This window comes from Lentzea albidocapillata subsp. violacea, assembly GCF_900100275.1.
GTDB lineage: Bacteria > Actinomycetota > Actinomycetes > Mycobacteriales > Pseudonocardiaceae > Lentzea > Lentzea violacea.
Genome location: NZ_FNET01000022.1, coordinates 83,635 through 106,345, shown reverse-complemented (window position 1 = coordinate 106,345; position 22,711 = coordinate 83,635). Strand labels below are relative to the sequence as shown.

The 22,711-nt window shown below is 69.6% G+C and carries 24 protein-coding genes and 1 pseudogene; 11 read left to right on the top strand and 14 right to left on the bottom strand.

Translation table 11 applies throughout. The annotated features are described in order from the left end of the window. Positions 1-11: 11 nt before the first annotated feature. From BLR21_RS34030 to BLR21_RS34015, 4 genes are all read right to left on the bottom strand, one after another. A complete protein-coding gene (locus tag BLR21_RS34030) occupies positions 12-1,136 on the bottom strand; it encodes a helix-turn-helix transcriptional regulator (protein WP_090012748.1) in 1,125 nt (374 codons plus the stop codon). Positions 1,137-1,188: 52 nt separating this feature from the next. Further along, on the bottom strand, positions 1,189-3,213 hold the full coding sequence (locus tag BLR21_RS43310) for an ATP-binding protein (protein WP_218131049.1): 2,025 nt from the start codon (positions 3,211-3,213) through the stop codon (positions 1,189-1,191). Positions 3,214-3,382: 169 nt separating this feature from the next. Then, on the bottom strand, positions 3,383-3,904 hold the full coding sequence (locus BLR21_RS34020; protein WP_090012743.1) for an AbfB domain-containing protein: 522 nt from the start codon (positions 3,902-3,904) through the stop codon (positions 3,383-3,385). Between the two features lie 85 nt (positions 3,905-3,989). Continuing rightward, entirely contained in the window at positions 3,990-4,730 is a 741-nt protein-coding gene (locus BLR21_RS34015; protein WP_143028010.1) for an IclR family transcriptional regulator, read from the bottom strand. A gap of 409 nt (positions 4,731-5,139) precedes the next feature. Between BLR21_RS34015 and BLR21_RS34010 the strand changes: the two genes are divergently transcribed. Next, complete coding sequence (locus tag BLR21_RS34010) at positions 5,140-5,655, top strand: lytic polysaccharide monooxygenase auxiliary activity family 9 protein (protein WP_090012738.1); 516 nt, start codon at positions 5,140-5,142, stop codon at positions 5,653-5,655. Here the strand turns inward: BLR21_RS34010 and BLR21_RS34005 are convergent, their stop codons facing one another. The 6 genes and pseudogenes from BLR21_RS34005 to BLR21_RS33980 form a co-directional block, all read right to left on the bottom strand. Then, on the bottom strand, positions 5,656-5,859 hold the full coding sequence (locus tag BLR21_RS34005; protein ID WP_090012735.1) for a hypothetical protein: 204 nt from the start codon (positions 5,857-5,859) through the stop codon (positions 5,656-5,658). Positions 5,860-6,110: 251 nt separating this feature from the next. Beyond that, positions 6,111-6,227 (bottom strand): annotated as a pseudogene (locus BLR21_RS34000) (DnaJ family domain-containing protein); the annotation flags it as partial. Beyond that, a complete protein-coding gene (pip, locus tag BLR21_RS33995) occupies positions 6,224-7,141 on the bottom strand; it encodes a prolyl aminopeptidase (protein WP_090012733.1) in 918 nt (305 codons plus the stop codon). The pseudogene BLR21_RS34000 and the gene pip, both read right to left, overlap by 4 nt. Before the next feature lie 17 nt (positions 7,142-7,158). Beyond that, positions 7,159-8,166 carry a hypothetical protein gene (locus tag BLR21_RS33990; RefSeq protein WP_143028009.1) on the bottom strand — a complete coding sequence of 336 codons (1,008 nt, stop codon included), beginning with the start codon at positions 8,164-8,166 and terminating at the stop codon, positions 7,159-7,161. 12 nt (positions 8,167-8,178) lie between these two features. Further along, positions 8,179-9,378, bottom strand: coding sequence for an MFS transporter (locus tag BLR21_RS33985; protein WP_218131047.1), 1,200 nt, complete (start codon positions 9,376-9,378; stop codon positions 8,179-8,181). A gap of 4 nt (positions 9,379-9,382) precedes the next feature. Further along, a complete protein-coding gene (locus BLR21_RS33980; protein ID WP_176929923.1) occupies positions 9,383-10,375 on the bottom strand; it encodes an ABC transporter substrate-binding protein in 993 nt (330 codons plus the stop codon). A gap of 187 nt (positions 10,376-10,562) precedes the next feature. Between BLR21_RS33980 and BLR21_RS33975 the strand changes: the two genes are divergently transcribed. The 5 genes from BLR21_RS33975 (at position 10,563) to BLR21_RS44475 (ending at position 14,049) form a co-directional block, all read left to right on the top strand. Next, positions 10,563-10,880: a hypothetical protein gene (locus BLR21_RS33975; RefSeq protein WP_090012724.1), complete on the top strand. Its 318-nt coding sequence runs from the start codon at positions 10,563-10,565 to the stop codon at positions 10,878-10,880. A 49-nt stretch (positions 10,881-10,929) separates the two neighbouring features. Next, positions 10,930-11,082, top strand: a complete 153-nt coding sequence (locus BLR21_RS42875; RefSeq protein WP_176929922.1) for a hypothetical protein — start codon at positions 10,930-10,932, stop codon at positions 11,080-11,082. 63 nt (positions 11,083-11,145) lie between these two features. Next, positions 11,146-12,114 carry a C40 family peptidase gene (locus BLR21_RS33970; RefSeq protein ID WP_256335112.1) on the top strand — a complete coding sequence of 323 codons (969 nt, stop codon included), beginning with the start codon at positions 11,146-11,148 and terminating at the stop codon, positions 12,112-12,114. 265 nt (positions 12,115-12,379) lie between these two features. Further along, positions 12,380-13,324 carry a C40 family peptidase gene (locus BLR21_RS33965; protein ID WP_256335111.1) on the top strand — a complete coding sequence of 315 codons (945 nt, stop codon included), beginning with the start codon at positions 12,380-12,382 and terminating at the stop codon, positions 13,322-13,324. Positions 13,325-13,488: 164 nt separating this feature from the next. Beyond that, on the top strand, positions 13,489-14,049 hold the full coding sequence (locus tag BLR21_RS44475) for a LysM peptidoglycan-binding domain-containing protein (RefSeq protein ID WP_090012719.1): 561 nt from the start codon (positions 13,489-13,491) through the stop codon (positions 14,047-14,049). 103 nt (positions 14,050-14,152) lie between these two features. Here BLR21_RS44475 and BLR21_RS33955 read toward each other — a convergent pair whose 3' ends face one another. From BLR21_RS33955 to BLR21_RS44160, 3 genes are all read right to left on the bottom strand, one after another. Then, positions 14,153-14,455 (bottom strand): hypothetical protein, encoded by a 303-nt coding sequence (locus BLR21_RS33955; RefSeq protein WP_090012717.1) that lies wholly within the window; start codon positions 14,453-14,455, stop codon positions 14,153-14,155. 151 nt (positions 14,456-14,606) lie between these two features. Next, positions 14,607-15,251, bottom strand: coding sequence for a hypothetical protein (locus tag BLR21_RS33950; protein ID WP_090012715.1), 645 nt, complete (start codon positions 15,249-15,251; stop codon positions 14,607-14,609). A 212-nt stretch (positions 15,252-15,463) separates the two neighbouring features. Next, complete coding sequence (locus tag BLR21_RS44160) at positions 15,464-16,657, bottom strand: RNA-guided endonuclease InsQ/TnpB family protein (protein WP_090012713.1); 1,194 nt, start codon at positions 16,655-16,657, stop codon at positions 15,464-15,466. Positions 16,658-16,809: 152 nt separating this feature from the next. On the opposite strand from BLR21_RS44160, the gene BLR21_RS33940 reads away from it, so the two are divergent. From BLR21_RS33940 to BLR21_RS33925, 4 genes are read left to right on the top strand one after another with little or no spacing between them, the layout of a single operon-like run. After that, positions 16,810-17,511, top strand: a complete 702-nt coding sequence (locus BLR21_RS33940; RefSeq protein ID WP_090012710.1) for a VIT1/CCC1 transporter family protein — start codon at positions 16,810-16,812, stop codon at positions 17,509-17,511. A gap of 24 nt (positions 17,512-17,535) precedes the next feature. After that, positions 17,536-17,754 carry a hypothetical protein gene (locus BLR21_RS33935; RefSeq protein ID WP_090012705.1) on the top strand — a complete coding sequence of 73 codons (219 nt, stop codon included), beginning with the start codon at positions 17,536-17,538 and terminating at the stop codon, positions 17,752-17,754. Positions 17,755-17,761: 7 nt separating this feature from the next. Next, positions 17,762-18,439 carry an HAD family hydrolase gene (locus BLR21_RS33930; RefSeq protein ID WP_090012703.1) on the top strand — a complete coding sequence of 226 codons (678 nt, stop codon included), beginning with the start codon at positions 17,762-17,764 and terminating at the stop codon, positions 18,437-18,439. Continuing rightward, the gene (locus tag BLR21_RS33925; RefSeq protein ID WP_090012701.1) at positions 18,436-20,751 is read left to right on the top strand and encodes a glycoside hydrolase family 65 protein; all 2,316 of its coding nucleotides are present in this window, start codon (positions 18,436-18,438) and stop codon (positions 20,749-20,751) included. Before BLR21_RS33930 ends, BLR21_RS33925 begins: the two co-directional genes overlap by 4 nt. Here the strand turns inward: BLR21_RS33925 and BLR21_RS33920 are convergent. Then, a complete protein-coding gene (locus tag BLR21_RS33920; protein ID WP_090012698.1) occupies positions 20,748-21,719 on the bottom strand; it encodes a GlxA family transcriptional regulator in 972 nt (323 codons plus the stop codon). The genes BLR21_RS33925 and BLR21_RS33920 overlap by 4 nt on opposite strands. A gap of 117 nt (positions 21,720-21,836) precedes the next feature. Between BLR21_RS33920 and BLR21_RS33915 the strand changes: the two genes are divergently transcribed. Next, on the top strand, positions 21,837-22,694 hold the full coding sequence (locus BLR21_RS33915) for an NAD(P)-dependent oxidoreductase (protein WP_090012696.1): 858 nt from the start codon (positions 21,837-21,839) through the stop codon (positions 22,692-22,694). Positions 22,695-22,711 lie beyond the last annotated feature (17 nt).

Sequence of the window (22,711 nt, the reverse complement as noted above, 5' to 3'; positions counted from 1 at the left end):
CCGCCTCCGGTTCACGCCCGCGTGGTCCAGGCGGCGATCTGGGCGCGCGAGCGCACACCCAGCACGGACTTGAGGTCGCGCACGTCCGCCTCCACGGTCCGCAGCGACACGTGCAGCCCGTCCGCGATCTGCTTGTTCGTCAGGCCTTCCGCGACCATCGCGGCGACGCGCAGCAGCCGTTCGTCACGCCACGAGAGCGCGGCCTCCTCCGGTTCGGCCTGCGGGCGTGCCGTCGTGACCGACACCCCCGGCAACGCGAACTGCCGGACCGACTCGAGCATCGTGAAGTCGGGTTCGAGCAGTGACCGCGACCGCAGCCGCTCCGCCATCTCCTGCCCGACGGTCCCCGGCACCAGCGCGAACCGGTGCAGCGCGACCTTCTCGGCCTCGGTCAGCAACTCGTAGCCGCGGTCGAACGCGGCGCGCAGCGACCGGTGGTGCGCCGGAGCGTCCCGAGGTCCCGTGGTGAGGACGGCGAACCGGTCGTCCAGCCGTGCCACGATCTCCTCCAGCGTCAGCACGCGCACCAGCCGTGCCGCGAGTTCGAGCGCCAGCGGCAACCGGTCCAGCCGCGCGCACACGACGTCCAGCAGCGCGGCGTTCCCGTCGAACTCGCTGTCGAGCGCCACCGCCCGGTCGACGAACAACCGCTTGGCGTCGCGCGCGCCGAGCGGCTTCAGCCGGTACACCTGCTCCCCCGGCACGTGCAGCGGCTCGTGGCTGGTCGCGAGGACGCGGAGCGAGGGGTGCGCGGCGATAAGGTGCGCGCAGCCGGCCAGCACGTGCTCGCAGCCGTCCAGCACCAGCAGACCGGGCCGCGGCGCGTCGGCGAGCAGGTCCGGGACCCTGGTGACGTCCGCCAGTTCTAACAGCAGGACGTGCTGCCGGTTCGCGATCACCTCGTGCACGAGCCGCGACTTGCCGACCCCGGGCGGTCCGGTGACGGTGACGATCCTGTTGCGCGCCAGCAGGGTGGTGACCTCGGCCAGCTCGGTGGTGCGGCCCGCGAACGTGTCGAGGCGCGGCGAGGCGGGGACTACGTCGCGGGCACGTTTGCGGTAGGCGCGCTGACGACACGCGCCGGAGCAGTACTTGGCGGTGGTGGTCAGCTTGGTGCCGCACTCCTCACACTTCATGAGGTACCGCCTGGGCGGGTCTCACCACAGCCAGCGGATGCGGCACGCCCACTCACCGCGCCCTCGCCGTCCGCGCCGCCAGCTGGGTCCGCGAGCTCAACCCCAGCCGCGACAGCATCTGCGTCACGTGCGACCGCACGGTCGCGACCGAGATCCCCAGCCGCACCGCGATCTCGGTGTTGGTCAGCCCGTCCGCCACGAGGTCGGCGATCTCCCGCTGCCGCGCGGTCAGCGGTCCGTGCTGCCGCGGCGTGCTCACGTACGCGAGCAGCCCGGCGTGGTCGAGCCGCTCCCCCAGCGACCAGGCCCGCGACGCCCGCCGTGGTCCGGCGGCGGACAGCGCCAGCTCGCGTGCGTCCGCCACCATGCGGTTCCAGGGTTCTTCCTGCCGTGAGCCCCGTGTCCGGCGGGTGGCGGCCGCAGCGGCCAGCAGCACCACGGCGCGGTCGGCGTCGCCCCGGTGTGCCGCCACGATGCCCAGTCCTTCGAGCAGGCCTGCTTCCGAGACGGCTGCGAGGGCTCCTACGCGCAGGGCGGTCGTGAAGTGGTGCTCGGCCTGGTCGACGTCGTTCGCCGCCAGCGCGATCACGCCCGCGGTGTGCCGGGAGGCCATCAGGCGGAAGCCGTCCAGGACGCCGAGTGACAGCGATTCCAGTGCGGCCGCGAGGGCGGCGGTCAGGTCGTTCAGCCGCATCAGGAGCCAGGCGTGGTTGTTCAGGAACGTCATCAGCAGTTCCGGGTCGCCCAGGAACCGCGCCGCTGCCACCGACCGTTCGTTGGCGGTGTGGGCGCCGGCGAGGTCGGAGTTGATCCCTCGCGCGTAGCCCAGGGTGTTCCACCCGCGGGCCTCCCAGGCCGGCCGGCTCATGGCCGGGTGTGCGACGAGGGCCTCCGCGTACCGCAGCGCGGCCGCCTCGTCGCCGGTGAAGCCGGCCAACCACACCGCGCGGAAGAGCAGCAACTCCGCGTGGGACGTCAGCGGGCCGTGCGCCAGGGCGGTGGACGCCAGGCGCATCGCCTCGTGGTAGGAACGGTGCAGGTACCAGACGTGCACGATGCCCGCGACGAGCCACGTGTGGCGCGGGTCGGTGCGCGGGACGCGTCCCGCGGCCTGCAGCAGCTGGTGTTCCTGGCTCGCCAGCCACGTGTCCATCCCGGCCGTGACCACCGGGGCCGCCGAGATGGACTGGATGGTTCCGGTCAGCGAGTCGACCAGCAGGTCGAACGTCGCGTCCGTCTCGCCGCTCTCCTCCAGCCGCGCCAGGCCGAACAGGCGGATCGACTCGAGCAGCCGGAACCGCGCGCCCGACGACGACGGCGTGCGCACCACCAAGGACTTGGCGCGCAACGAGGCCATCAGCTGCACGACGTCCGCCCGGTCGCCGCACACCGCGGCGGCCAGGTTCAGGTCGAAGTCGCCGATCAGCGAGGAGAGCCTGCGCAACGCGGACTGCTCGACCGGCGCCAGCAGGTCGTAGCTCCACCTGATCACGGCGTCGAGCGTGCGGTGGCGGGCGGGCACGTCGGTGCGGGCCGCGGCGAGTGCGATCGCCAGCGGCAGGTGGTCCCGCACCGAGCCGGCGAGTTCCGGGGCACCGCCGCAGTCCACGAACAACTGCCGCGCGTCGGCCGGAGACAGCGGGCCGACCTCGACGCACATCTCCCCGGCCAGGTCGAGGGGTTCGCGGCTGGTCACCAGGACGCGCAGGCGCGGGCACGCGGCGAGCAGCTCCGCCACCGCCGAGGCGGCCTCGTGGATCAGGTGCTCGCAGTTGTCCAACACCAGGACGCGGTGATCGGCCAGTGCGCGCCGCACGGTCTCGCGCAGCGCCGAACCCGGCTCCTCCCACACGTTCAGCGAGAACGCGATCACGTGCCACAGCAGGTCCGGCCGGCGCACGGGCTCCAGTTCGACGACGGCGGCGCCGAGGCTCAGTTCGGCCGCCAGCCTCGACTTCCCCGCCCCGCCGGGCCCGACGAGCGTCACCAGCCGGTGCCGCCGCAGCAACCGTCGCACGGTGGTCAGTTCCCGCTCTCGTCCCACCAGACGAGTTCGCGAGTCCACCGACCACCACATGCGCGCGATTCTAGAAGCGGCGGCAATGCGAACAATCGTCGCCCGAGAAATGCAATACCGCACACAAACCGGTTTGAACTGCGCGAACACCGATTTCCACCGGCAGCCTGCCGAGACGGTGGTTCCCACCGGACCTGTCCCGTCCGGCTGGAGTTGGCCGGTCAGGGGTTCACCGAATGTCGGGGCGGGGTGGTCCGGGGACCAGTCCGTCGGTGATGCGGAAGGTTGCATCGGCGCGGGCCAGGTCGTCGTTCGCGGGTTCCAGGTAGAGCTTGAAGCCGCGGTGGCGGAGGTAGCGGTCGGGGTAGTTCACCGATCGGATCGACACGCATGTCGAGTCCGCCAGCCCAGGTACGAGACGGAAACCGGCGTCGGCGTAGAACAGGCCGGATTCGGGGGTGCGGTAGGTCGGTGGCCGGTCGGGATCGATGACGAGGTGCTCCTCGTGGAGCTTGACGACGAAGTCCTGGTGCCGCAGGTAGAACCTCCGCCAGTTGCACGCCTCGAACGCCACACTCTCACCGACGACCGGGTTGCGGTCGCCGCGTCCCCCGAGGAAGGTGGCGTCGTTCTTGTCGAGGTCGGTCGAGATCTCGGTCAGCTCGCCGAGAAAGTGGCGGTGACGGATGTACCTGGTCGGGTAGTTGTACGACTGGAGGGAAAGCGACGGGTAGTTCCCTTGGTGCGTCATCGGAGTTCTCCCTTCACGTGGGTGTCGGAAGGGTCCGTCGCCGTGCCCGCCCCGGGAAACCGAACGGTTCGCTGAGCGGACCGGGTCACCCGGCTTGGAGATTGCGGGTGATCTCCAGGGACGCCCGCCGTACCAGGTTGTCCAGGCCTGGCGGCACGTGCTCCTTCACCGCCATCGCGCCGACCGCGGCGAGAAGCGTGCCGTCCGCCCGGCGAACCGGTGCGGCCACGCAGCACATCCCGGCGACGACCTCGTGCCGGTCGACGACCACCGATCCGGTGCGGCGGAACTCCTCGCGCGCCCGCCGCCACTCGTCGGCTGGAAGTCCGGCAGGCACGTCCTCGGCCGCGGGTGCACCGGCCAGCAGGAGCACCTTGCCGGTCGCCGTGGTGACGGGGAACTCGTCGGCCGGGTGGATTCGGGGTAGGTCCATGACCAGGCCACGGGTGCCGACGACGACCCGGACACGGTCATCGTGCAGCACGGTCACCACGACCGCGGTCGACGTCAGGGCCGACAACAGCCGCACCGGTTCGCGCGCGGCTCGCTGCAACCCAGGGAATGGCTGCCAGGCGGTGCCCAGACGGGACAGCAGGTGCCCGACGAAGTAGCGCTCGCGGTACCTCTGCACCGCGCCCAGCTGCACCAACTGCTCCACCAGCCGATACACGGTGGCCTTGGGCAGGCCGGACTCGCGGGCGAGCCGTGACAACCCCATCCCGCCCTCGGCACGGGAGAGAAGGTCGAGGAGCCGAAATCCGCCTTCGAGCACGCCACGCCCACGGACGGCGCCCCCGTCGCGCCCCGGATGGTCATCGATGTGCAACGGTCCACCTCCCGGCTACACCAACAGGCTCGCCGACCAAGCCATCGCCGTTACGGCCGAATCGACCACAAAGAGTGCGTTCGAGGAGAAGCCGCCCGGCGGTTGCCTGCTCCCGCGCGGAGCGGGGCACCGGACTGCGTCACGCCGACCGCCCGGCCGGCACCATCGGCGCCACGCCAGGGAATGATCAAGCTCCGACGCGCCGGAACTCTCTCGGGGCGGCGCGAGCACAGCAACCTCACCGGCCCTGACAAGTGCCTCCGGACACCGGCAAGTTCGTCCGGACAGGACAACCTGACTGATCTGTCAGACACGTCTTGTGGCGTCGTGATTACGCGCGGTATGGTCTAGACCTTCAGTCGCCGCCGCGATGTAACGGGAGTACGCACATCAAGGCAAAGGAAGACACATGAAGATTGGACGTAAGGTTACGGCCGCCATGGCCGGCGTTCTCGCTGCACCGTTGATCGTCGTGGCACTCCCCAGCGGCACGGCGTTCGCGCACGGCTACGTGAACTCTCCTGCCAGCCGTCAGGCGCAGTGCGCCGCCCGCACGATCTCCTGCGGCGCCATCCAGTACGAACCGCAGTCGGTCGAGGGCCCCAAGGGTCTGCAGAGCTGTCACGCCAACCTGTCGCAGTTCTCCGAGCTGAGCAACGACAACAAGGGGTGGAGGGTCCACAACACCGGCCGTTCCGTGACGTTCAACTGGACGTTCACCGCGCGGCACCGCACGCGTGACTACGACTACTTCGTCGACGGCCGCAAGGTCGCGACGTTCAGCGGCAACAACCAGCAGCCGCCGGCCAACGTGCAGCACACCGTGAACGTGGGGTCGCCCGGCAGGCACAAGGTCCTGGCCGTGTGGAACATCGGCGACACCGCGATGGCGTTCTACTCCTGCATCGACATCAACGCGAGCTGATCACTCTCCGCGTGAGGTCCCCTTCCTCTCACGCAGCAGCTCGCCGACGTCGAACGGCATCAGGTTCAACGGCGGACCGGACAACGGTTTCCGCAGCGCGTCGAGGATCTCCGCGTTCATCCGCTCGATGATCGAGCGCGCCTCCTCGTCGGTCTCGGCCGCCAGGGCACGGGCCCTGGCGGTCTCGGCCTGCTTGCGCAGCACCAGGGAAGGGGGCAACCCTGCAGTGCCCTCTTCCTCCCGGATCTTCTTCCTGATCCACCAGTCTTCGTCCAGGGCGTGTATCGAAGTCTGGTTCGATGAGAGCCGCGCTTGAGGTGGTTCCTGGTGGTGCGGGCGACCGGCCCGCATACCGGTGTTGTATGTGGGCCGGTCGCCCGTGCCGCCAGGGGCCGCCTCGGGCCCGGCTATCGCGGATCAGACTTCGATACACGCCCTAGCGTCTCGCCCGCACCGGGCAACGGTTTGCCCGCGCTCGGCAGGTCGTCGAACTCGCCGCGCTCCTGGGCCTCGCGGATCTGCCTGTCGATCCACGACTCGAAGCCCATTCCGGGCGGTTTCCGTTGTGTCATGGGGAGAACCTCCTGACCGCGGCCCCGATCGCCTCTGCGAAGGCGGGGCTGCCCTTGTGGCCACTGTCGTCCACGAGGGTCAGCTCGGCGTCCGGCCACGCCTGCGCGAGTGCGTAGGCCGTGTCCGCCGGGCAGCTCATGTCCCTGCGGCCGTGGATCAGCGCGGCCGGGATGCCGGCGAGCTTGCCGGCGCCACCCAGCAGATCGTCCACGAAACCGCCGCGCGAGTAGTAGTGCGCGATGATCCGCACGAGCGCGATCACCTCGCCGGACGCACGGCCGGCGAACACGTCCGGCTTGCCGAAGTTCTCCAGCGACAGCACGGTGTCCTCCCACCGGCACCACTCCAGCGCCGCCTGCTCCCGGACGTCGTGATCCGGGCTCTCCATCAGCTGCGCGTACGCACGGACGACGTCGGGCCCGCCACCGGCATGCGCGCTGAACCGGGCCCAGGCCTCCGGGAAGAACCGGGAAACGCCCTTGTAGAGCCAATCCAGCTCGCGCTGCGACGACAACGTGACCGCGATCAGGATCATCTCCGACACCCGCTCGGGATGCCGCTGGGCGTAGGCGACCGCGAGCGTCGTGCCCCAGGAACCGCCGTACAGCAACCACTTCTCGATGCCGAGGTGCTCGCGGAGCTGCTCCATGTCCGCGATCAGGTGCTCGGTGGTGTTGACGCTCATGTCCGCGGCCGGGTCGCTCGCGTGCGGAGTGCTCTGGCCGCACCCGCGCTGATGGAAGATCACGATGCGGAACTTCGCCGCGTCGAGCGACTTCCGCGCGCCCTTCGCCGGGCCGCCGGGGCCGCCGTGGAGGAACACGGCGGGCTTGCCGCCGGGGTCGCCGACGGTCTCCCAGTAGATCTGGTTGCCGTCGCCGACGTCGAGCATGCCGTGGTCGTAGGGCTCCATGAAGCGAGGGTACCGAGCTACACCGACAAGATCTTCCAGGTCAGTCCGGCGTCGTCGGTCCGGTGGATCTCGGCGAACTCCTGGCCGGGCCCGCCACGCACCAGCGTGGCGTGGCGCGAGCCCGAGAACGCCAGGTCCTCGAACGGCGGTCCGCCCAGGGTGAGCGGCGTGTCCCACTTCGCGCCGGCACCGCGGTGCACGAACGACCAGTCACGTCCGGTCGCGGCCACGAGCGCCGCCTCCGATGACACCGCGAAACCCGTCGTGATGCCCTCGCGCGGCGGCACGCTGACGGTCTTGAACGGCCCATCGCCCACGGCCTGACGTAGTTCCTTCGTCATGTTCCCGAAGCCGGGATCGAAGCTGCACAACGCATAGCGGTCGGCGCCGACGGTGCCGAGCCGGGTGGCCGAGAACTCCGTGCACGGCGCCGGTTCCTCCAGCCAGCCCGCCGGTGACCGGGTCCAGTACCGGTTCTCCACGCCGATCGTCGACAGCGAGACCTGACCGGGAGCGATCTCACCGTGAGACTGACCCTTGACCTCGACGCCCGGCACCGGCTGCCACGAGCCGAACCACAGCTCGCGGTGGAAGAGCCGCGACGACGTGCCGTCGTAGCTCACCGCGAGGAAGCCGGAGTCGTCGAAGCCCAGTGCGCCAACGGTTCCCTTGATCCCGGACGGTTCCCAGCGCGTGCCGCCGTTGCTGGTGACGAACAGCTGCTCGCCATCGGTCACCATGCCGGCCGCGTCGTTCGCGAACAGCACCCGCAGCCGGTCGGTCTCCGGCACGGACAGCGCCGGGGTCTTCACCCGCGTCCACGACGCGCCACCGTCGAGCGTGCGGACGAGCTGCGGGCAGTTCGCGGTCTGGCACAGGGTGTCGAGGCCCAGGACGAAACCCCGGTCAGCGGACGTCCACGACGTCGACGCGGGCACTACCCCGGCGCCCGCCTGCGCGACGGAGGCGGTCAATCCGGTCAGCAGCAACGAAACAGCAAGAACAGCAATGCGTTTCCCCCACATCGCCTTCTCCCCTCAAGAGGCTGGTTCCCACTCAACACCTCTCGCCCGTGCGGCGGCAACCACCCACAACGACACCAAAACCCCCGCGCCGCCCGCGATCACGAGGATCAGCTGCGGCCCCAGCACGTCGATGAGCAGACCACCGGCGATGTACGACACCGCGGCCGCCACACCGATCCCGCCGTAGAAGTTGCCGAACACCCTGCCTGTCCGATCACCGGGCACGAGCCGCTGGATCAGCGTGCTGTGCGCGACGTCCATCGCCGCGATTCCCAGTCCCCGCACCGCTTGCAGCGCGAACGCGGACGCGACGCCCCACGCCAGGCCGGTGAACAGGTTGCCGGCACTGCTGATCAGGAACCCGGTGACGAGCAACGCGACCATGCTCCACCGCGCGGAACCCCTGGCCAGCAACGCATAGCCGATCAGCAGACCAATACCCACCGCGCCGAGCACGACACCGGCGACACTCTCCGACTCGCCGAAGACCCCCATGGTCAGTTGCAGCACGGCGACGTCGTCGATGGCGGTGCACGCGACGACACCGCAGAAGCCGAGGAACATGATCCGCAGCGCCCGGTTGCGCCAGATCTCGCTCACCCCGGCCTTCACGTCGGTGAACACCGTCTCCCCCGGCTCGGCCGGCACCACGAGTTTCGGCAGGCGCAGCAACAACAACGCCGACAGGCCGAACGAGACCGCGTCCACGAGCAGCACGCCGCGGGTGTCCATGAACTGCAGTAGCAAGGCGGCGAGGAACGGCCCGATGACGTCGGCGCTGTTGGATCCGAGGCCCAGCGCGGTGTTCGCCTGCGCGAGGTCCTTCGGGGCGACCAGGCTCGGCACCGCCGCTCGCGAGGCGGGGATGAAGACCTGCCCGATCACGGCCCGCACGCCCACCAGCGCGAGCAGGATCGGCAACGGCGGCAGCGTGAGCGCGATGACCGCCAGCAACACGCCCTGCGCGACCTCGCAGACGATCATGACGGTGCGCCGGTCGAACCTGTCGCTGATGACGCCCGTCAGCGGGCTGAGCAACGACGGCGCGAAGTCGCCCACGAGCAGCAGCGCCGCCACCGCGATGGCTTTCCCCAGCACGGACTGCACGTGCACCATCAGTGTGACGAGACTGAGCGCGTCCCCCACGACAGAAACGACCCGTGCGGTGCTGAGCACGCGCAACGGGCCGTTTTCCCTCAGAAGCGTCAGCACATGGCTACTTTGCCAACACCTGGTCCAGCTGGTCAGCCAATTTGTTCATGATGGCGGCGTAGGAGGAGTAGCTCAGCGGCGCGACCGCGTTCCACTCGACGAACCGGCCGGCCTGCACGGCGGGCAGGCCCTGGAAGACCGGGTGGCCCTCCTTCATCTGCTCCGGGGCGAGCACGTGCTGGCGGGTGTCCCACATGATCACGTGCTCCTTGTACGTGCCGGAGTTCTCCCACGACAGCGACTGGAAGTAGCCGCCGCCCTCGGCGTCGGGCTTCTCCGGCGTGAGCATCGGCAGCCCGAGCTCCTTGACGTACCAGTCGAGGTCGGGGTTGCGGGCGGGCACGGCGACGTAGAGGAGCTTCGGGTCCGCGCCGATCACCTGGATCTTCTGCTTCGCGTCGGTCATCTTCCTGCCGATGGCCCTGAGCCTGTCGGCTGCCTTGGTGAAGGCCTCCTCGTCGGCCTTCACCTTCGCGGAGTCGACGTCGGCGCCGAGCGACTTCGCGAGCTCCTTGAAGCGCTTGATCCCGTCCGGCAGCTGGATCTTAGACTGGCCGATGCCGACGGTCGGGGCGACCTTGAGAACCTTCTCCTCGAACTCGGCGGTGAGGTGCCAGAGCCCGGAGACCTCGGGGTAGTAGCCGGCGACGACCAGGTCGGCGTTCAGCGCGGCGAACTTCTCGAAGTCGATCTCGCCGTAGCCAGGGCCGGTGACGTCGGTGACCTGGCTCGGGTCGATGCTGCCGGCCTCCGGGTCGGTCGTGCCGTCCGCGCGCTTGAGCGGGCCGAACGTGCCGACGACGTTGATGCCGTAGTCCTTGAGTGCGCCCGCGGCGGACACCTGCGCGACGACGCGCTCCGGCCGTTTCGGCGCGGTGACCTCCTTACCGCGATCGTCCTTGAAGGACCACTGGCCACTTCCCTGCTCCGTGGGAGCGTTTCCACCGCACCCGGCCACCAGGCCGAGCAGCAGAACCGCGGCGACTGTCCTGCGCACCTGTCCACCTCCTGATTTAGGCTTGCCTAACCTATCAAGAGGGTGTGCGACCCAGGAATTCGCGGTAGGCGGATCACCGTGCGGAATCACGCGACGACTGCGCGTCGAAAGCCGGCGGCGCGTGTCGATTTCGCCGTCGCCGGTTCGACGTTCCAGCAGAAGGCAGGTTCCGGATCGGAGGGTCGCCATGATCGCCACGCTCATCGCAACACTGGTCGAAGAGGACCACGCCGAGGACGACGGCGTGCTGGCGCCCGACGACCGCCTGACCTGCCACGTGCACGGGAGGTGGATCCACGAGTGCGTCTCGTCGCCCGTGCACGTCAACCCGGTCACGCGGCACCGCTGGTGCCGGGGCTGCGACTCGCCGCTGGGCGTCGTGGTCGACGAGCTCACCGGTGCCGTCGCGATGCGCTGCCCCCGCTGTGGGCGCGGGGGCAGCGCCGCCACCGCCCGCCTGATCGCCGCGTGCCGTGCCTCGATCGAGGCACGCCGGGCCGCCTGATCGGGTGAGGCCGCCCGATTTGCGACTTTTGGCCGTTAGGTTGCTCTTCGTGTCTTTGACTTCACGCATCGCAACCACCTTGGCCGCCACCGCGGGAGCCGTGCTGGTGACGGCCTCGCCAGCACTCGCCGACGAACTGGTGGACGTCGAGTTCGACGCTCCCGTCCTCGTTGTCGAAGGACCGCTCGTCGACCTCGACTGAACCCCTGCACCCGTTCGGCCGTAGGCCTCCTCAGAAGCCGATTCCGACTCCTGAGGAGGCCGCGTGCCCGGCCGTGCTGCAAGGACTACCGCTTTGGCCGCCGTGATCGCCGCGACGGTGGTGTCGATGCCTTCGGCGCGCGCGCAACCCGCCGACGACGCGCTGAAGGTCTACAACGACCTGACGCGGGAGGCGGAGAAGCTCAGCCAGGACCACCTCAAGGCGCAGAGCGACCTGTCGAGGGCGAACGGGATCGTGGTCGCCGCCACCGAGGCCGAGAAGAAGGCGCTGGCCGAGTCGGAGCAGTTCCGCGGCCAGGTCGACACGCTGACCGAGGCGACGTTCGAGGGTGCCCGGCTGGGCGACCTGTCGGCGTTCCTTACCTCGACGTCCCAGCAGGACTTCCTGGAACGCATGCAGGCGATGAACATCATCGCCGCCGACCAGAACGCGGCGGTCTCTCGGATGAACGCCACGCTGACCGAGGCGACGAAGGCCCGCACCGACGCGACCAGCGCCGCGGCCGCCGCGGAGAAGCTCGCCGCGGACGTCTCCACCCGCAAGGCCGCCATGGAACAGCAGGTGTCCACCGCGCGGACGAAGTACCAGTCGTTGTCCGCGCCGCAGAAGCAGACCCTGGCCGCTCCCGGCCCCAAGGTGACCGTGAACGCGCCCGCCGGTGCGGCCGGCGCCGCGCTCACCTTCGCGCTGGGCGAGCAGGGCAAGCCGTACGTGTTCGGCTCGAACGGACCGAACTCGTGGGACTGCTCGTCGCTGATGCAGGCCGCCTACCGGGCCGCCGGCGTGTCCATTCCGCGCGTCACCTACGACCAGGCGAAGGTCGGCCGCGGCGTGGGTCGCGGCGAGGTCGCGCCGGGCGACCTCATCATCTATTACTCGGGTCAGTCGCACGTGGCGATGGCCGTGGACGGCACCCGAGCGGTGCACGCGTCCACCGAGGGCGTGCCGGTGAAGATCGCGAACATCGACTCGATCGGGCCCATTTCGGTGATCCGCCGGGTGGTCGGGTGACGCGTCTCTCCCACCCCGCGATAAACCCACGTGGACGACTGTGAGAGCGTGCTGGCCGGTGAACTGATGGGGCCCCGGTGGTAGACGAAGGCAAGGTCATTCCGTAACCTTGCCGAGACCTTCGGCCCAGCAGTTAACCCACTCGGGGCACCCGCCAAGGTTGTCGCCTCACGCGGAGTAGTTCTCGCGGGGGCGACTGCCAGGAAAAAGGAGGAACCGCGACGTGGTGTCGCAACCCTCACGCCGCATCGTGCGTGGAGCATTCGTGGCGACGGCAGCAGTTGTCGCCGCGGCACTGCCCACGGCACCGGCCACCGCACAGCCCAGCGCCGCGGACGCGCTCGCGAAGTTCAACGAGCTGTCCGAACAGGCCTCCAAGCTCAACCAGGACCACCTCAAGGCCCAGGAAGACCTGAAGGCCAAGCAGGGCGAGCTGGACAAGGCCAAGGGCGACCTGGCCGGCGCCCAGCAGGCCGAGGAGTCCCTCCGCGGTCAGGTCGACCTCCTCACCGAGGCCACCAACTCCGGCGCGAACTTCAGCCAGATCTCCGCGCTGCTGGTGAGCGACTCGCAGCAGGACTTCCTCAACCGCATGTCGGCCATCAACATCCTCGCGGCCGACAACGCGGACGCGCTGCAGAAGCTGACCGACGCCGTCAACGCGGCCGACGCGGCGACGAAGTCGGCCAACGAGGCGACCGAGACGTCGAAGAAGCTCCTCGCCGAGATGGACCAGAAGAAGGCCGCTCTCGACAAGCAGCTCGCGGAGGCGACGGCCCAGTACCGTTCGCTGAGCGCGTCGGTGCGCAACACGCTGGCGCAGGCCGGCGACATGTCGAACATCAACGTCCCGGCGGGCACCGCGGGCCGCGCCCTGCAGTTCGCGCTCGACCAGCGTGGCGACCTCTACGTCTACGGCTCCAACGGCCCGAACACGTGGGACTGCTCGTCGCTGATCCAGAAGGCATACGCCTCGGCCGGCGTATCCATCGGCCGCACCAGCTACGCCCAGGCGGCCGCCGGTCGCCCGGTGAGCCGTGGTGAGGTCAAGGCCGGCGACATCATCGTCTACTACTCGAGCCAGTCCCACGTGGCGATGGCGGTGGACGGCATTCGCGCCGTGCACGCGTCGACCGAGGGGCAGCCGGTGAAGATCGCCGACATCGACTCGATCGGCCCGATCTCGGGCATTCGCCGCATCGAGGGCTGATCTCCTTCTCGTGCTGAACGCCCCCTGCCTTCGGGCGGGGGGCGTTTTTCACTCCCTCGGGTGCACGTGCGCCGCTCACCGGGCGGAACGGTGGCGGCCTGACTAGTTTCCGCTTCGGGCGCCGCCGGTTCGGGCGGTCGACATCGTCCGAAGTGGAGCTTCTTGTGGACACCTTGCAAGCCGGGCAGGAACTCACCCGCGGCCAGCAGCTGACCAGTGCCAACGGGTACCTGCTGACCCTGCAGTCCGACGGCAACCTGGTCCTGTCGGAGAACACCGGCACGGTGTGGGCCAGCGGCACCGACGGCAAGGGCGCGGTGCGGGCCGCGCTGCAGGACGACGGCAACTTCGTGCTCTACACGAGCGACGACAACGCCGTGTGGTCCACCGGCACCCAGGGCAACCAGGGCGCGCGCCTGGTGCTGCAGGACGACAGGAACCTGGTCGTGTTCGGCGGTGACGGCGGCGCGAAGTGGGCCTCCAACACCAACACCGACTCGCCGCAGGCCACCCCCGAGGCGCCTGCTCCCGCTCCGGTCGAGGAGGCGCCGGCCGCGCCCGCCGCTCCGGCCGTGCAGACCTACACCGTCGCGGGCGGCGACACGCTCTGGGCGATCGCCGAGCGCTTCTACGGCGACGGCAACCGCTACGGCGCGATCGCGTCCGCCAACGGCATCGCGAACCCGGACCTCATCCACCCCGGTCAGGTGCTGACCATTCCCTGATCCCGGGGCTCTGACGAACCGGGCCGGACACCCTCCCTCACGGAGGGGTCCGGCCCGGTTCGCATTTCGGGGAATCGCCGTTGATCCCGCCTGGCCGAGAATCTCAGCCGGACTGCTCCTGGCGCGCGATCGCGAAAGCCGGGTTGCCCTCGTCGTCCTGGCGCACGTCGAGGACCTTGTCCTCCAGGTACTGGGCGGCCGCCCGCTCCAGGATGACCTTGGCGCCCGCGGGGGCCGCCACCACCTCGTCGCCGTCGGCAGCCTCGCTGAGCGACAGCTCCAGCGCCGCCTGGCTGTTCTGCTCGGTGGCCAGGGCGAAACGCAGGCCGATGTCGTCGGTGGTGCCCTCTGACTGTGACGTCAGCTCGTTGATGACCTCCGCAGCCATCGGCGTGACTTCGAGCATGTCGGCCCCTTATATCGGAAACAAGAAACTCGTTCCGTGTTCCCGGCGTGGGCCGATTTCAACCATCGATCGCCGAAGTCGCAGGTAGAACGCCCTTTTCTGGTCTGCGGGGCCGACGTTCGTGATCAGCGGTGAGGCACCTCGCCGCCTCCTAGGCGACGCGGTGCGCCGGCCTCGGCACCTCGTTCCGCACGTGCCCGCAGGACGAGCACACCCGCTGCACCGGGATCAGCTCGGCGACCAGCCGCCACGAGTCGGCGAACGACGGCACCTCCTGACCCGGCACGAGCAGGCTGTCGAGCACCTCCTGCCGCCGCCGGCCCTTCTCGCGGCTGCGCTCCACCGGGTCGCGCCGGTGGGCGAGCGCACGCGTCTCCGCCTGCGCCTGGCGGCCCTGCGAGCTGAGGCCGACGCCCCGGCGCGGGGCGTTCAGAGCGGCGTTGCGGCGGTTCACCCGGTACCACTCGCCGAGGGAGATGCCCGCCAGCGGCGGCTTGGCGATGCCCGCGCCGTCCGCCGTCCAGGTGCGCAGGCGGGCCCGCAGGAACTCGTGCGCCACCTGCGCGCGGGAACGGGGCCGGCCCTGGCTGGTGCCGTCCGGCTTCTTGTCGATGGCCACCAGCAGGGCGTCGACGCTCCAGCCCGCCCTGAACCACGGCTCGAGCAGGCGCCGCACCCAGCGGCGGTCGGCGTCGGCCCACGAGGCGCGCACGCACAGGGACTCCACGGCGACGTCCACGTCGGAACCGGTGGACGGCACCACGCGGCCTGGCCAGCGGCTGGGTTCGATCTGCATCGGGAACTGACCTCCTCTAGCACGCACACGAACACCTGTTCGACATGCTGCCACGGGGGTCTGACAAAAAATGAACCTCCAGCCTCTGGCCAGGGAGAACTCACCCGTTCAGCAGAGTCCGGACGGTGCGGCGGCGTGGTCGCCCAGCACCCCGCGAGACCAGCGCTAACCTGCGGAATTGACTTTCTCTCCCTCGTGAACGAGGGGGATTCCTACGGCTCGCGCCGCGGGGTTTTCTGCTTCGTCGCCGACTGCCCGCCCGGAGTCTTCCGTTGAGGTCTTACACCGGCTCCACAGACCGACGCCTCCAGCCCGGCGGCCAGAATGTTACGTGCCGCGTTCACGTCCCGGTCATGGGTCGCCCCGCAGCCACAGGTCCACATGCGCACGCGCAGCGGCATCGCCGCCGCGAGCGCGCCACAGACCGAGCACAGCTTGGACGACGGGAACCAGCGATCCGCGACGATCACGTCCCGCCCGTACCAACTCGCCTTGTACTGCAGTTGTTGCCGGAACTGCCGCCAGCCCGCGTCACTGATCGCACGGGCCAGGCGGTGGTTACCGACCATGTTCGACACGGCCAGATCCTCGATCACGAGCGTTTGGGTGTCACGCACGAGCCGAGTAGTGATCTTGTGCAGGAAGTCGGTGCGCCGATCGGCGATCCGAGCATGGATACGGGCAACCTTGACGCGAGCCTTGTCCCGGTTGCCGCTGCCCTTCTGCTTACGGCACAACGTCCGCTGCGCCCTGGCCAGTGTCGTGCGGTCACGGCGCTCCTGCCGGGGATTGCCGATCTTCTCCCCGGTCGAGAGAACGAACAGGTGGTCGAGCCCGACATCGATACCGACGACCGCATCGGTGGCGGGCAACGGCGTCACGCCGGGGTCCTCGCACAGCAGGGACACGAACCAGCGCCCGGCCGGATCCCGCGACACGGTTACCGTCGACGGCGCCGCGCCCTCGGGCAGTGGCCGGGACCAGCGGATGTCCAGCGGCTCGGCCATCTTCGCCAGCGTCAACGTCCCGTCACGCCAGCGGAACGCCGAACGCGTGTACTCCGCCGAAGCGCGCGACTTCTTGCGCGACTTGAACCGTGGAAACCGCGCACGCTTGGCGAAGAAGTTCGTGAACCCGGTCTGCAGATGCCGCAACGCCTGCTGCAACGGCACCGCCGACACCTCGGCCAGAAACGCCAGTTCCTCGGTGCGCTTCCACCCGGTCAGCAACGCCGACGTGGCCTCGTAACCGACCCGCTGCCCACGCAGCGACCACGCCTCCGCACGGGCCCGCAACGCCAAGTTGTAGACCTTGCGGACACACCCGAACGTGCGCGACAGCTCCGCCGCCTGCGCCTCGCTCGGATAGAAGCGGTACCGAAAAGCCCGCTTCACCAGCCCGTTCACCGTTCACAGATTACCCGGCCACCGTGTGACCCTGTACGGCTGGGTCGTGGACGCCGTATCACCCCGACGGCGACACGGCTGTTCCCGCCCTGCTACGCAGAGGTCCGATTCCTCCTCGTCCTGAAGGGCGAGGTCTTCTCGGAGGACTTCAGATGACCCACCACGAGCCCCACGACGAGGTCACCGGCGACCGGATGAACTGGCTGCGCGCGGGGGTTCTCGGCGCCAACGACGGCATCGTGTCGACCGCCAGCCTCGTGGTGGGCGTCGCGGGCGCCACCACGGACCGCGCCCAGATCCTCGTCGCGGGCCTCGCGGGTCTCTTCGCGGGCGCCATGTCCATGGCCAGCGGCGAGTACGTGTCCGTCAGCAGCCAGCGCGACGCCGAACGCGCCCTCCTCGCCCAGGAGCGCAGAGAGCTCCGGGACATGCCCGAGCAGGAACTCGAGGAGCTCAAGGAGATCTACGAGGACAAGGGCCTCGACGAGCAGACCGCGGAGGAGGTCGCCAGGCAGCTCACCGAGCACGACGCGCTGGCCGCCCACGCCGAGGCCGAGCTGCACATCGACCCGGACGGGCTGACGAACCCGTGGGGCGCCGCCATCGCGAGCTTCGTCTCGTTCACCGTCGGCGCGCTCCTCCCGCTCGCCGCGATCGCCCTGACCCCGACCGGCCTGCGCGTGCCGATCACGGTCGCCGCCGCCGTCCTCACCCTCGCCCTGACGGGTTTCGTGAGCGCGAGGCTCAGCGGCGCCGGCAAACGTCGTGCGGTCGTGCGCAACGTCGTGGGCGGGCTGATCGCCATGGGCGTCACGTACGCCATCGGCTCGCTGGTCGGCCAAAGCATCGGATAGCGCCGAACGGGGTACTGGGAGGACATGAGCGAAGAACGCGGCGCGTACATCCAGGAGAACTCGGACGACTTCGAGGCTCTGGACGAGGACAACCTCAAGCACGACCCGTTGGAGACCGAGCCGGAGGAAGGCTGGGCGGAGTCCACCAAGTACGGGATGACGGAGTACGAACAGGCGCACCCACGGCCGCTGGACGAGCGGCTCGCGGAAGAACGCGGCGATGTCGGCGAGACGGGTGCATGATCGAAACATGAGCCTCGGCATCCCGGAGAAGATCACAGCGTTGCTGTTCGACCTCGACGGCGTGCTCACCAGCACCGCCGTGCTGCACCGGCAGGCGTGGCGGCAGACGTTCGAGGCAATGGGCCAGCCGTTCAGCGAACAGGACTACCTGGCCTACGTGGACGGAAAGCCACGCTACGACGGCGTGCGCAGCTTCTTGACGTCACGTGGCCTCACGCCGTTGGAGGACGAGGTCCGCCGCATCGGCGACCAGAAGAACGAGCTGGTCAACTCGATCATCGACGAACAGGGCATCACGCCGTACCCGGCCTCGGTCGACTACCTGAAGGCGGCCAGGGCGGCGGGCATGCCGATCGGCGTCGTCACGTCCTCCGCCAACGCCATGCGCGTGCTGCGGGCGGGCAACCTGCTGGACTACGTCGACGCGCTGGTGGACGGCAACGTCATCACCGCGTCGAACCTGCGGGGCAAACCGGCACCGGACTCGTTCGTCGAAGGCGCCAGAAGACTCCAGACCGCACCTGGGAACGCCGCCGTCTTCGAGGACGCGCTGGCGGGCGTGCAGGCAGGTCACGACGGCGGGTTCGGGTTCGTCGTCGGCGTCGACCGCGGCAACCAGGCGGAGGCACTCAAGGCCGGCGGCGCCGACGTGGTGGTCGACGAGCTCGACGAGCTGCTGTCATGAGCTACGCCGTCGAGCCGTGGCAGCTGCGCTGGCAGGGCCTGTCCGTGGACCACCTGCACCAGACCGAGTCGACGTTCGCGTTGTCCAACGGCCACATCGGCATGCGCGGCAGCCTGGACGAGGGCGAGCCGAGGGGCCTGCCCGGCACCTACCTCAACGGCTTCTACGAAGAGCATCAGCTGCCGTACGGGGAGGGTGGCTACGGCTATCCGGAGGCGGGCCAGACCGTTGTCAACGTCACCGACGGCAAGATCATCCGGCTGCTGGTCGAGGACGAGCCGCTGGACATGCGCTACGGCAACGCCGTCGAGCACGAACGCACCCTCGACTTCCGCTCTGGCACGTTGCGCCGCCGCACGGTCTGGGAGTCGCCGACGGGCAGGCGTGTGATCGTGCGCAGCGAACGGCTCGTGTCGTTCACGCAGCGCGCGGTCGCGGCCATCAGGTACGAAGTCGAGCCGATGGACGACCTGCAGCTCGTCGTCCAGTCCGACCTGCTCGCGAACGAGCCGACCAAGAGCCGCAGCAACGACCCGCGCGTCGCCGCCGCGCTCGATTCCCCGCTGGTCAACGACTTCACGATGGCAGAGAAGTCACGGGCCGTGCTGTGCCACCACACCAGGGTGTCCGGCCTGCGCATGGCCGCCGCGATGGACCACGAGTTCGACGTCGACGGCGTCGACATCCGCACGGAGATCCGCGCCGAGGACGACCTGGCCCGGTTCACCGCGGCCGTCGACGTGCCCGCGGGCGGCTGCCTGAAGCTCACGAAGTACATCGCCTACGGCTGGTCCGGCCAGCGCTCGACCCCCGCGCTCCGGGCCCAGGTGGAGGCCGCGCTCGCCGGCGCCTGCCAGACGGGCTGGGAGGGGCTCCTCCAGGAGCAGAGGGTGTTCCTGGACGACTTCTGGGAGGTCGCGGACATCGAGATCGACGGCGACGACCAGCTCCAGCAGGCGATCAGGTTCGCACTGTTCCACATCCTGCAGGCCGGGGCGCGCGGCGAGTCCCGTGCCATCGCCGGCAAGGGCCTCACCGGGCCGGGCTACGACGGCCACGCGTTCTGGGACACCGAGATGTTCGTGCTCCCCGTGCTCACCTACACGGTCCCGGACGCGGCCCGCGACGCCCTGCGCTGGCGTCACTCCACTTTGGACAAAGCCCGCGAGCGGGCGAAGGTGCTGGGGCTCAAGGGTGCCGCGTTCCCGTGGCGTTCGATCAACGGCGCCGAATGCAGCGCGTACTGGCCGGCGGGCACGGCGGCGTTCCACGTCTCCGGCGACGTCGCGTACGCCACCCAGCAGTACCTGAACGCCACCGGGGACCGGGACTTCGATCGCTGCGAAGCCACCGAGATCCTCGTGGCAACAGCACGGCTGTGGTTGTCGCTGGGTCACCACGACCCGCACGACGGGTTCCGCATCGACGGCGTGACAGGTCCGGACGAGTACTCGGCGATCGTCGACAACAACGTCTACACCAACCTGATCGCCCAGCAGAACCTGTGGGCCGCCGCCGACGCCGCCGAGCGAAACCCCTGTGACGCGACGGAAGAGGAGATCGCGGCCTGGCGCAGGGCCGCGGACGCGATGTCGATCCCGTACGACGAGATGCTGCAGGTGCACCCGCAGGCGGACAACTTCACCAAGCACGCGGAGTGGGACTTCGAGAACACCCCGCAGGAGAAGTACCCACTGCTGCTGCACTTCCCGTACTTCGACCTGTACCGGCGCCAGGTGATCAAGCAGGCGGACCTGGTGCTCGCCATGCACGTGCGCGGTGACGCGTTCACCGAAGACGAGAAGGCGCGCAACTTCGCCTACTACGAGGCTCGCACGGTGCGTGACTCGTCGTTGTCGGCAGGTACGCAGGCAGTGCTGGCGGCCGAGGTCGGGCACCTCGGGCTCGCGTACGACTACCTGGTCGAGGCCGCGTTCACCGATCTCCACGACCTGCACGACAACGTCACCAACGGCCTGCACATGGCCTCGCTGGCGGGTGCGTGGACGGCGCTGGTAGCCGGGTTCGGCGGCATGCGCGACCACGGCGGCGAGCTCACGTTCGCGCCACGGCTGCCGGAAGACCTGACCCGCTTCTCGTTCCGCATGTCCTTCCGGGGCACGAGGATCTCGGTGGACGTGTGCGAGTCCGGGGCCACCTACCGGATCGTGGACGGCACCGAGCTGACCACGAGGCACCACGGCGAGCCGATCACGATCACCGCGGACACCCCGGTGACCATGCCGATCCCGAAGGCTCCCGGCCTGGAGCGACCGAAGTCGCCGTTCGGCCGGGAGCCGCGCAGACACTAAGCCTGGTAGGCGCGCCGGTAGTCGGTGGGCGTGACGCCGACGTGCGTGGTGAAGTGGCGTCGCAGGTTGGTGCCGGTGCCCAGGCCACAGCGTTGCGCGACCTGTTCCACCGACAGCGGGGTCTTCTCCAGCAGCGACTGGGCGTGGGCGACGCGCTGGGCGAGCAGCCACCGCAACGGCGTGCTGCCGGTGGCCTCGTGCAGGCGGCGGAAGAAGGTGCGCTCGCTCATCCCGGCCCTGCGCGCGAGGTCGCCCACGGTCAGCGGGCGGTCCAGGTGCCGCGCCGCCCACTCCAGCACCGGCGCGACGCTGTCGTCGTCGGTGTCCGGGACGTGCCGGGTGACGAACTGGGCCTGGCCGCCGGTGCGGTGCGCGGGCACGCACAGCCTGCGGGCGAGCTGGTTGGCCACGTGCGCGCCGAAGTCCTGGCGCACCAGGTGCAGGCACAGGTCGAGCCCCGCCGCGGCGCCCGCGCTGGTGAGGACGTCGCCGTCGTCGATGTAGAGCACCTCGGCGTCGACCTGGACCTGCGGGTACCGGCGGGCCAGGCGGTCGGTGTAGGACCAGTGCGCGGTGGCGCGGCGGCCGTCCAGCAGACCGGCTTCGGCGAGCACGAACGCTCCGTTGCACAGCGCGGCGATGCGCACGCCGTTGGCCGACGCGTCCTGGAGTTCCTTGACCAGCAACGGATCCAGCGGTGCCGTGCCATTGAGGACCGCTTGCGGCACCGACGGCACGAGGATCGTGTCCGCGCCGTGCAGCCCTTCCAGACCGTGTTCAGGGTTGAGCGTCCAGCCGTGCTTCGCCCGTGGCGCGGCGGGGTTCAGTCCGCACAGCCGCAGCTCGTACCAGGGGTCGGCGAGGTCGCTGTGGTCGATGCCGAACACCACGCAGGCCAGGCCGGCCTCGTAGACGTCCCAGGTGGAGGGTGCGTCGTCCTCGGTCACCAGAATCGCCACCGTGCTCATGCCCGCAATCCTAGTGGCAGTAAACGTTCGAATATCGGCATTCCTGCCACTGTCGGTTGTCCCGGCGGCTTGCGAGGGTAAGTGCTGTCAGTCACGAACCCTTGGGGGACAACAACAATGCACTCCGACGTTGCCGTTATCGGACTCGGTCAGATGGGCTCGGCGCTCGCCTCCGCGTTCCTGCGCGCCGGCCACCGCGTCACGGTCTGGAACCGCTCGGCCGCCAAGACCGCGCCGCTGGTGGCCCAGGGCGCCGTCGCCGTCGGTTCCGCCGCGGAAGCCCAGCGGTCCGCGCCCGTGGTGGTCGCCTGCGTGCTCGACTACCCGGCGCTGACCGAACTCCTCGACCCCGCACTGTCCGGCCACACCATGGTCAACCTCACCTCCGGATCACCCGAGCAGGCCCGCGCACTGGCCACGCGGCTGGCTTCGGAAGGCGTTCGTTACGTCGACGGCGGCATCATGACCACGCCACCCGGCATCGGCGACCCGCGCTCGATGATCCTCTACAGCGGCGACCAGGACGCGTTCGCCGCGGCGTCGGACCTGCTGTCCGCGCTCGCCGAGCCGATCAACCTCGGCGCCGAACCCGGCCGTGCCGCGCTCTACGACACCGCGCTGCTGGGCATCATGTGGGCCACGCTCACCGGCTGGCTGCACGCCACCGCACTCGTCACCGCCGACGGGTCGACCGCCACGCACTTCACGCCGCTGGCCACCCGCTGGCTCGGCCCGGTCGCCGGGTTCGTCGCCACCTACGCCGAGCAGGTCGACGCGGGCAGCTATCCCGGTTCGGACGCCACGCTGGACGTACACCTCGCGACCCTGGACCACCTCGTGCACGCCAGCGAGGTCCGGAAGGTCGACCCGGCGCTGCCGCAGTTGCTGCACGACTACGCGCGGCGGGCGGTCGAGGCAGGACACGGCGCGGACGGCTGGGCACGGATCGTGGAGCTGTTGCGCGCGAAGGCCTGAGGCGGGCCGGGGCACCC

Bases quoted from the DNA above. Each gene is read 5' to 3' on its own strand.
- BLR21_RS34030 (WP_090012748.1), bottom strand. From the start codon at position 1,136: ATGAAGTGTGAGGAGTGCGGCACCAAGCTGACCACCACCGCCAAGTAC.
- BLR21_RS43310 (WP_218131049.1), bottom strand. From the start codon at position 3,213: ATGTGGTGGTCGGTGGACTCGCGAACTCGTCTGGTGGGACGAGAGCGG.
- BLR21_RS34020 (WP_090012743.1), bottom strand. From the start codon at position 3,904: ATGACGCACCAAGGGAACTACCCGTCGCTTTCCCTCCAGTCGTACAAC.
- BLR21_RS34010 (WP_090012738.1), top strand. From the start codon at position 5,140: ATGAAGATTGGACGTAAGGTTACGGCCGCCATGGCCGGCGTTCTCGCT.
- pip (WP_090012733.1), bottom strand. From the start codon at position 7,141: ATGGAGCCCTACGACCACGGCATGCTCGACGTCGGCGACGGCAACCAG.
- BLR21_RS33990 (WP_143028009.1), bottom strand. From the start codon at position 8,166: ATGTGGGGGAAACGCATTGCTGTTCTTGCTGTTTCGTTGCTGCTGACC.
- BLR21_RS33975 (WP_090012724.1), top strand. From the start codon at position 10,563: ATGATCGCCACGCTCATCGCAACACTGGTCGAAGAGGACCACGCCGAG.
- BLR21_RS33955 (WP_090012717.1), bottom strand. From the start codon at position 14,455: ATGCTCGAAGTCACGCCGATGGCTGCGGAGGTCATCAACGAGCTGACG.
- BLR21_RS33950 (WP_090012715.1), bottom strand. From the start codon at position 15,251: ATGCAGATCGAACCCAGCCGCTGGCCAGGCCGCGTGGTGCCGTCCACC.
- BLR21_RS33940 (WP_090012710.1), top strand. From the start codon at position 16,810: ATGACCCACCACGAGCCCCACGACGAGGTCACCGGCGACCGGATGAAC.
- BLR21_RS33935 (WP_090012705.1), top strand. From the start codon at position 17,536: ATGAGCGAAGAACGCGGCGCGTACATCCAGGAGAACTCGGACGACTTC.
- BLR21_RS33930 (WP_090012703.1), top strand. From the start codon at position 17,762: ATGAGCCTCGGCATCCCGGAGAAGATCACAGCGTTGCTGTTCGACCTC.
- BLR21_RS33925 (WP_090012701.1), top strand. From the start codon at position 18,436: ATGAGCTACGCCGTCGAGCCGTGGCAGCTGCGCTGGCAGGGCCTGTCC.
- BLR21_RS33920 (WP_090012698.1), bottom strand. From the start codon at position 21,719: ATGAGCACGGTGGCGATTCTGGTGACCGAGGACGACGCACCCTCCACC.
- BLR21_RS33915 (WP_090012696.1), top strand. From the start codon at position 21,837: ATGCACTCCGACGTTGCCGTTATCGGACTCGGTCAGATGGGCTCGGCG.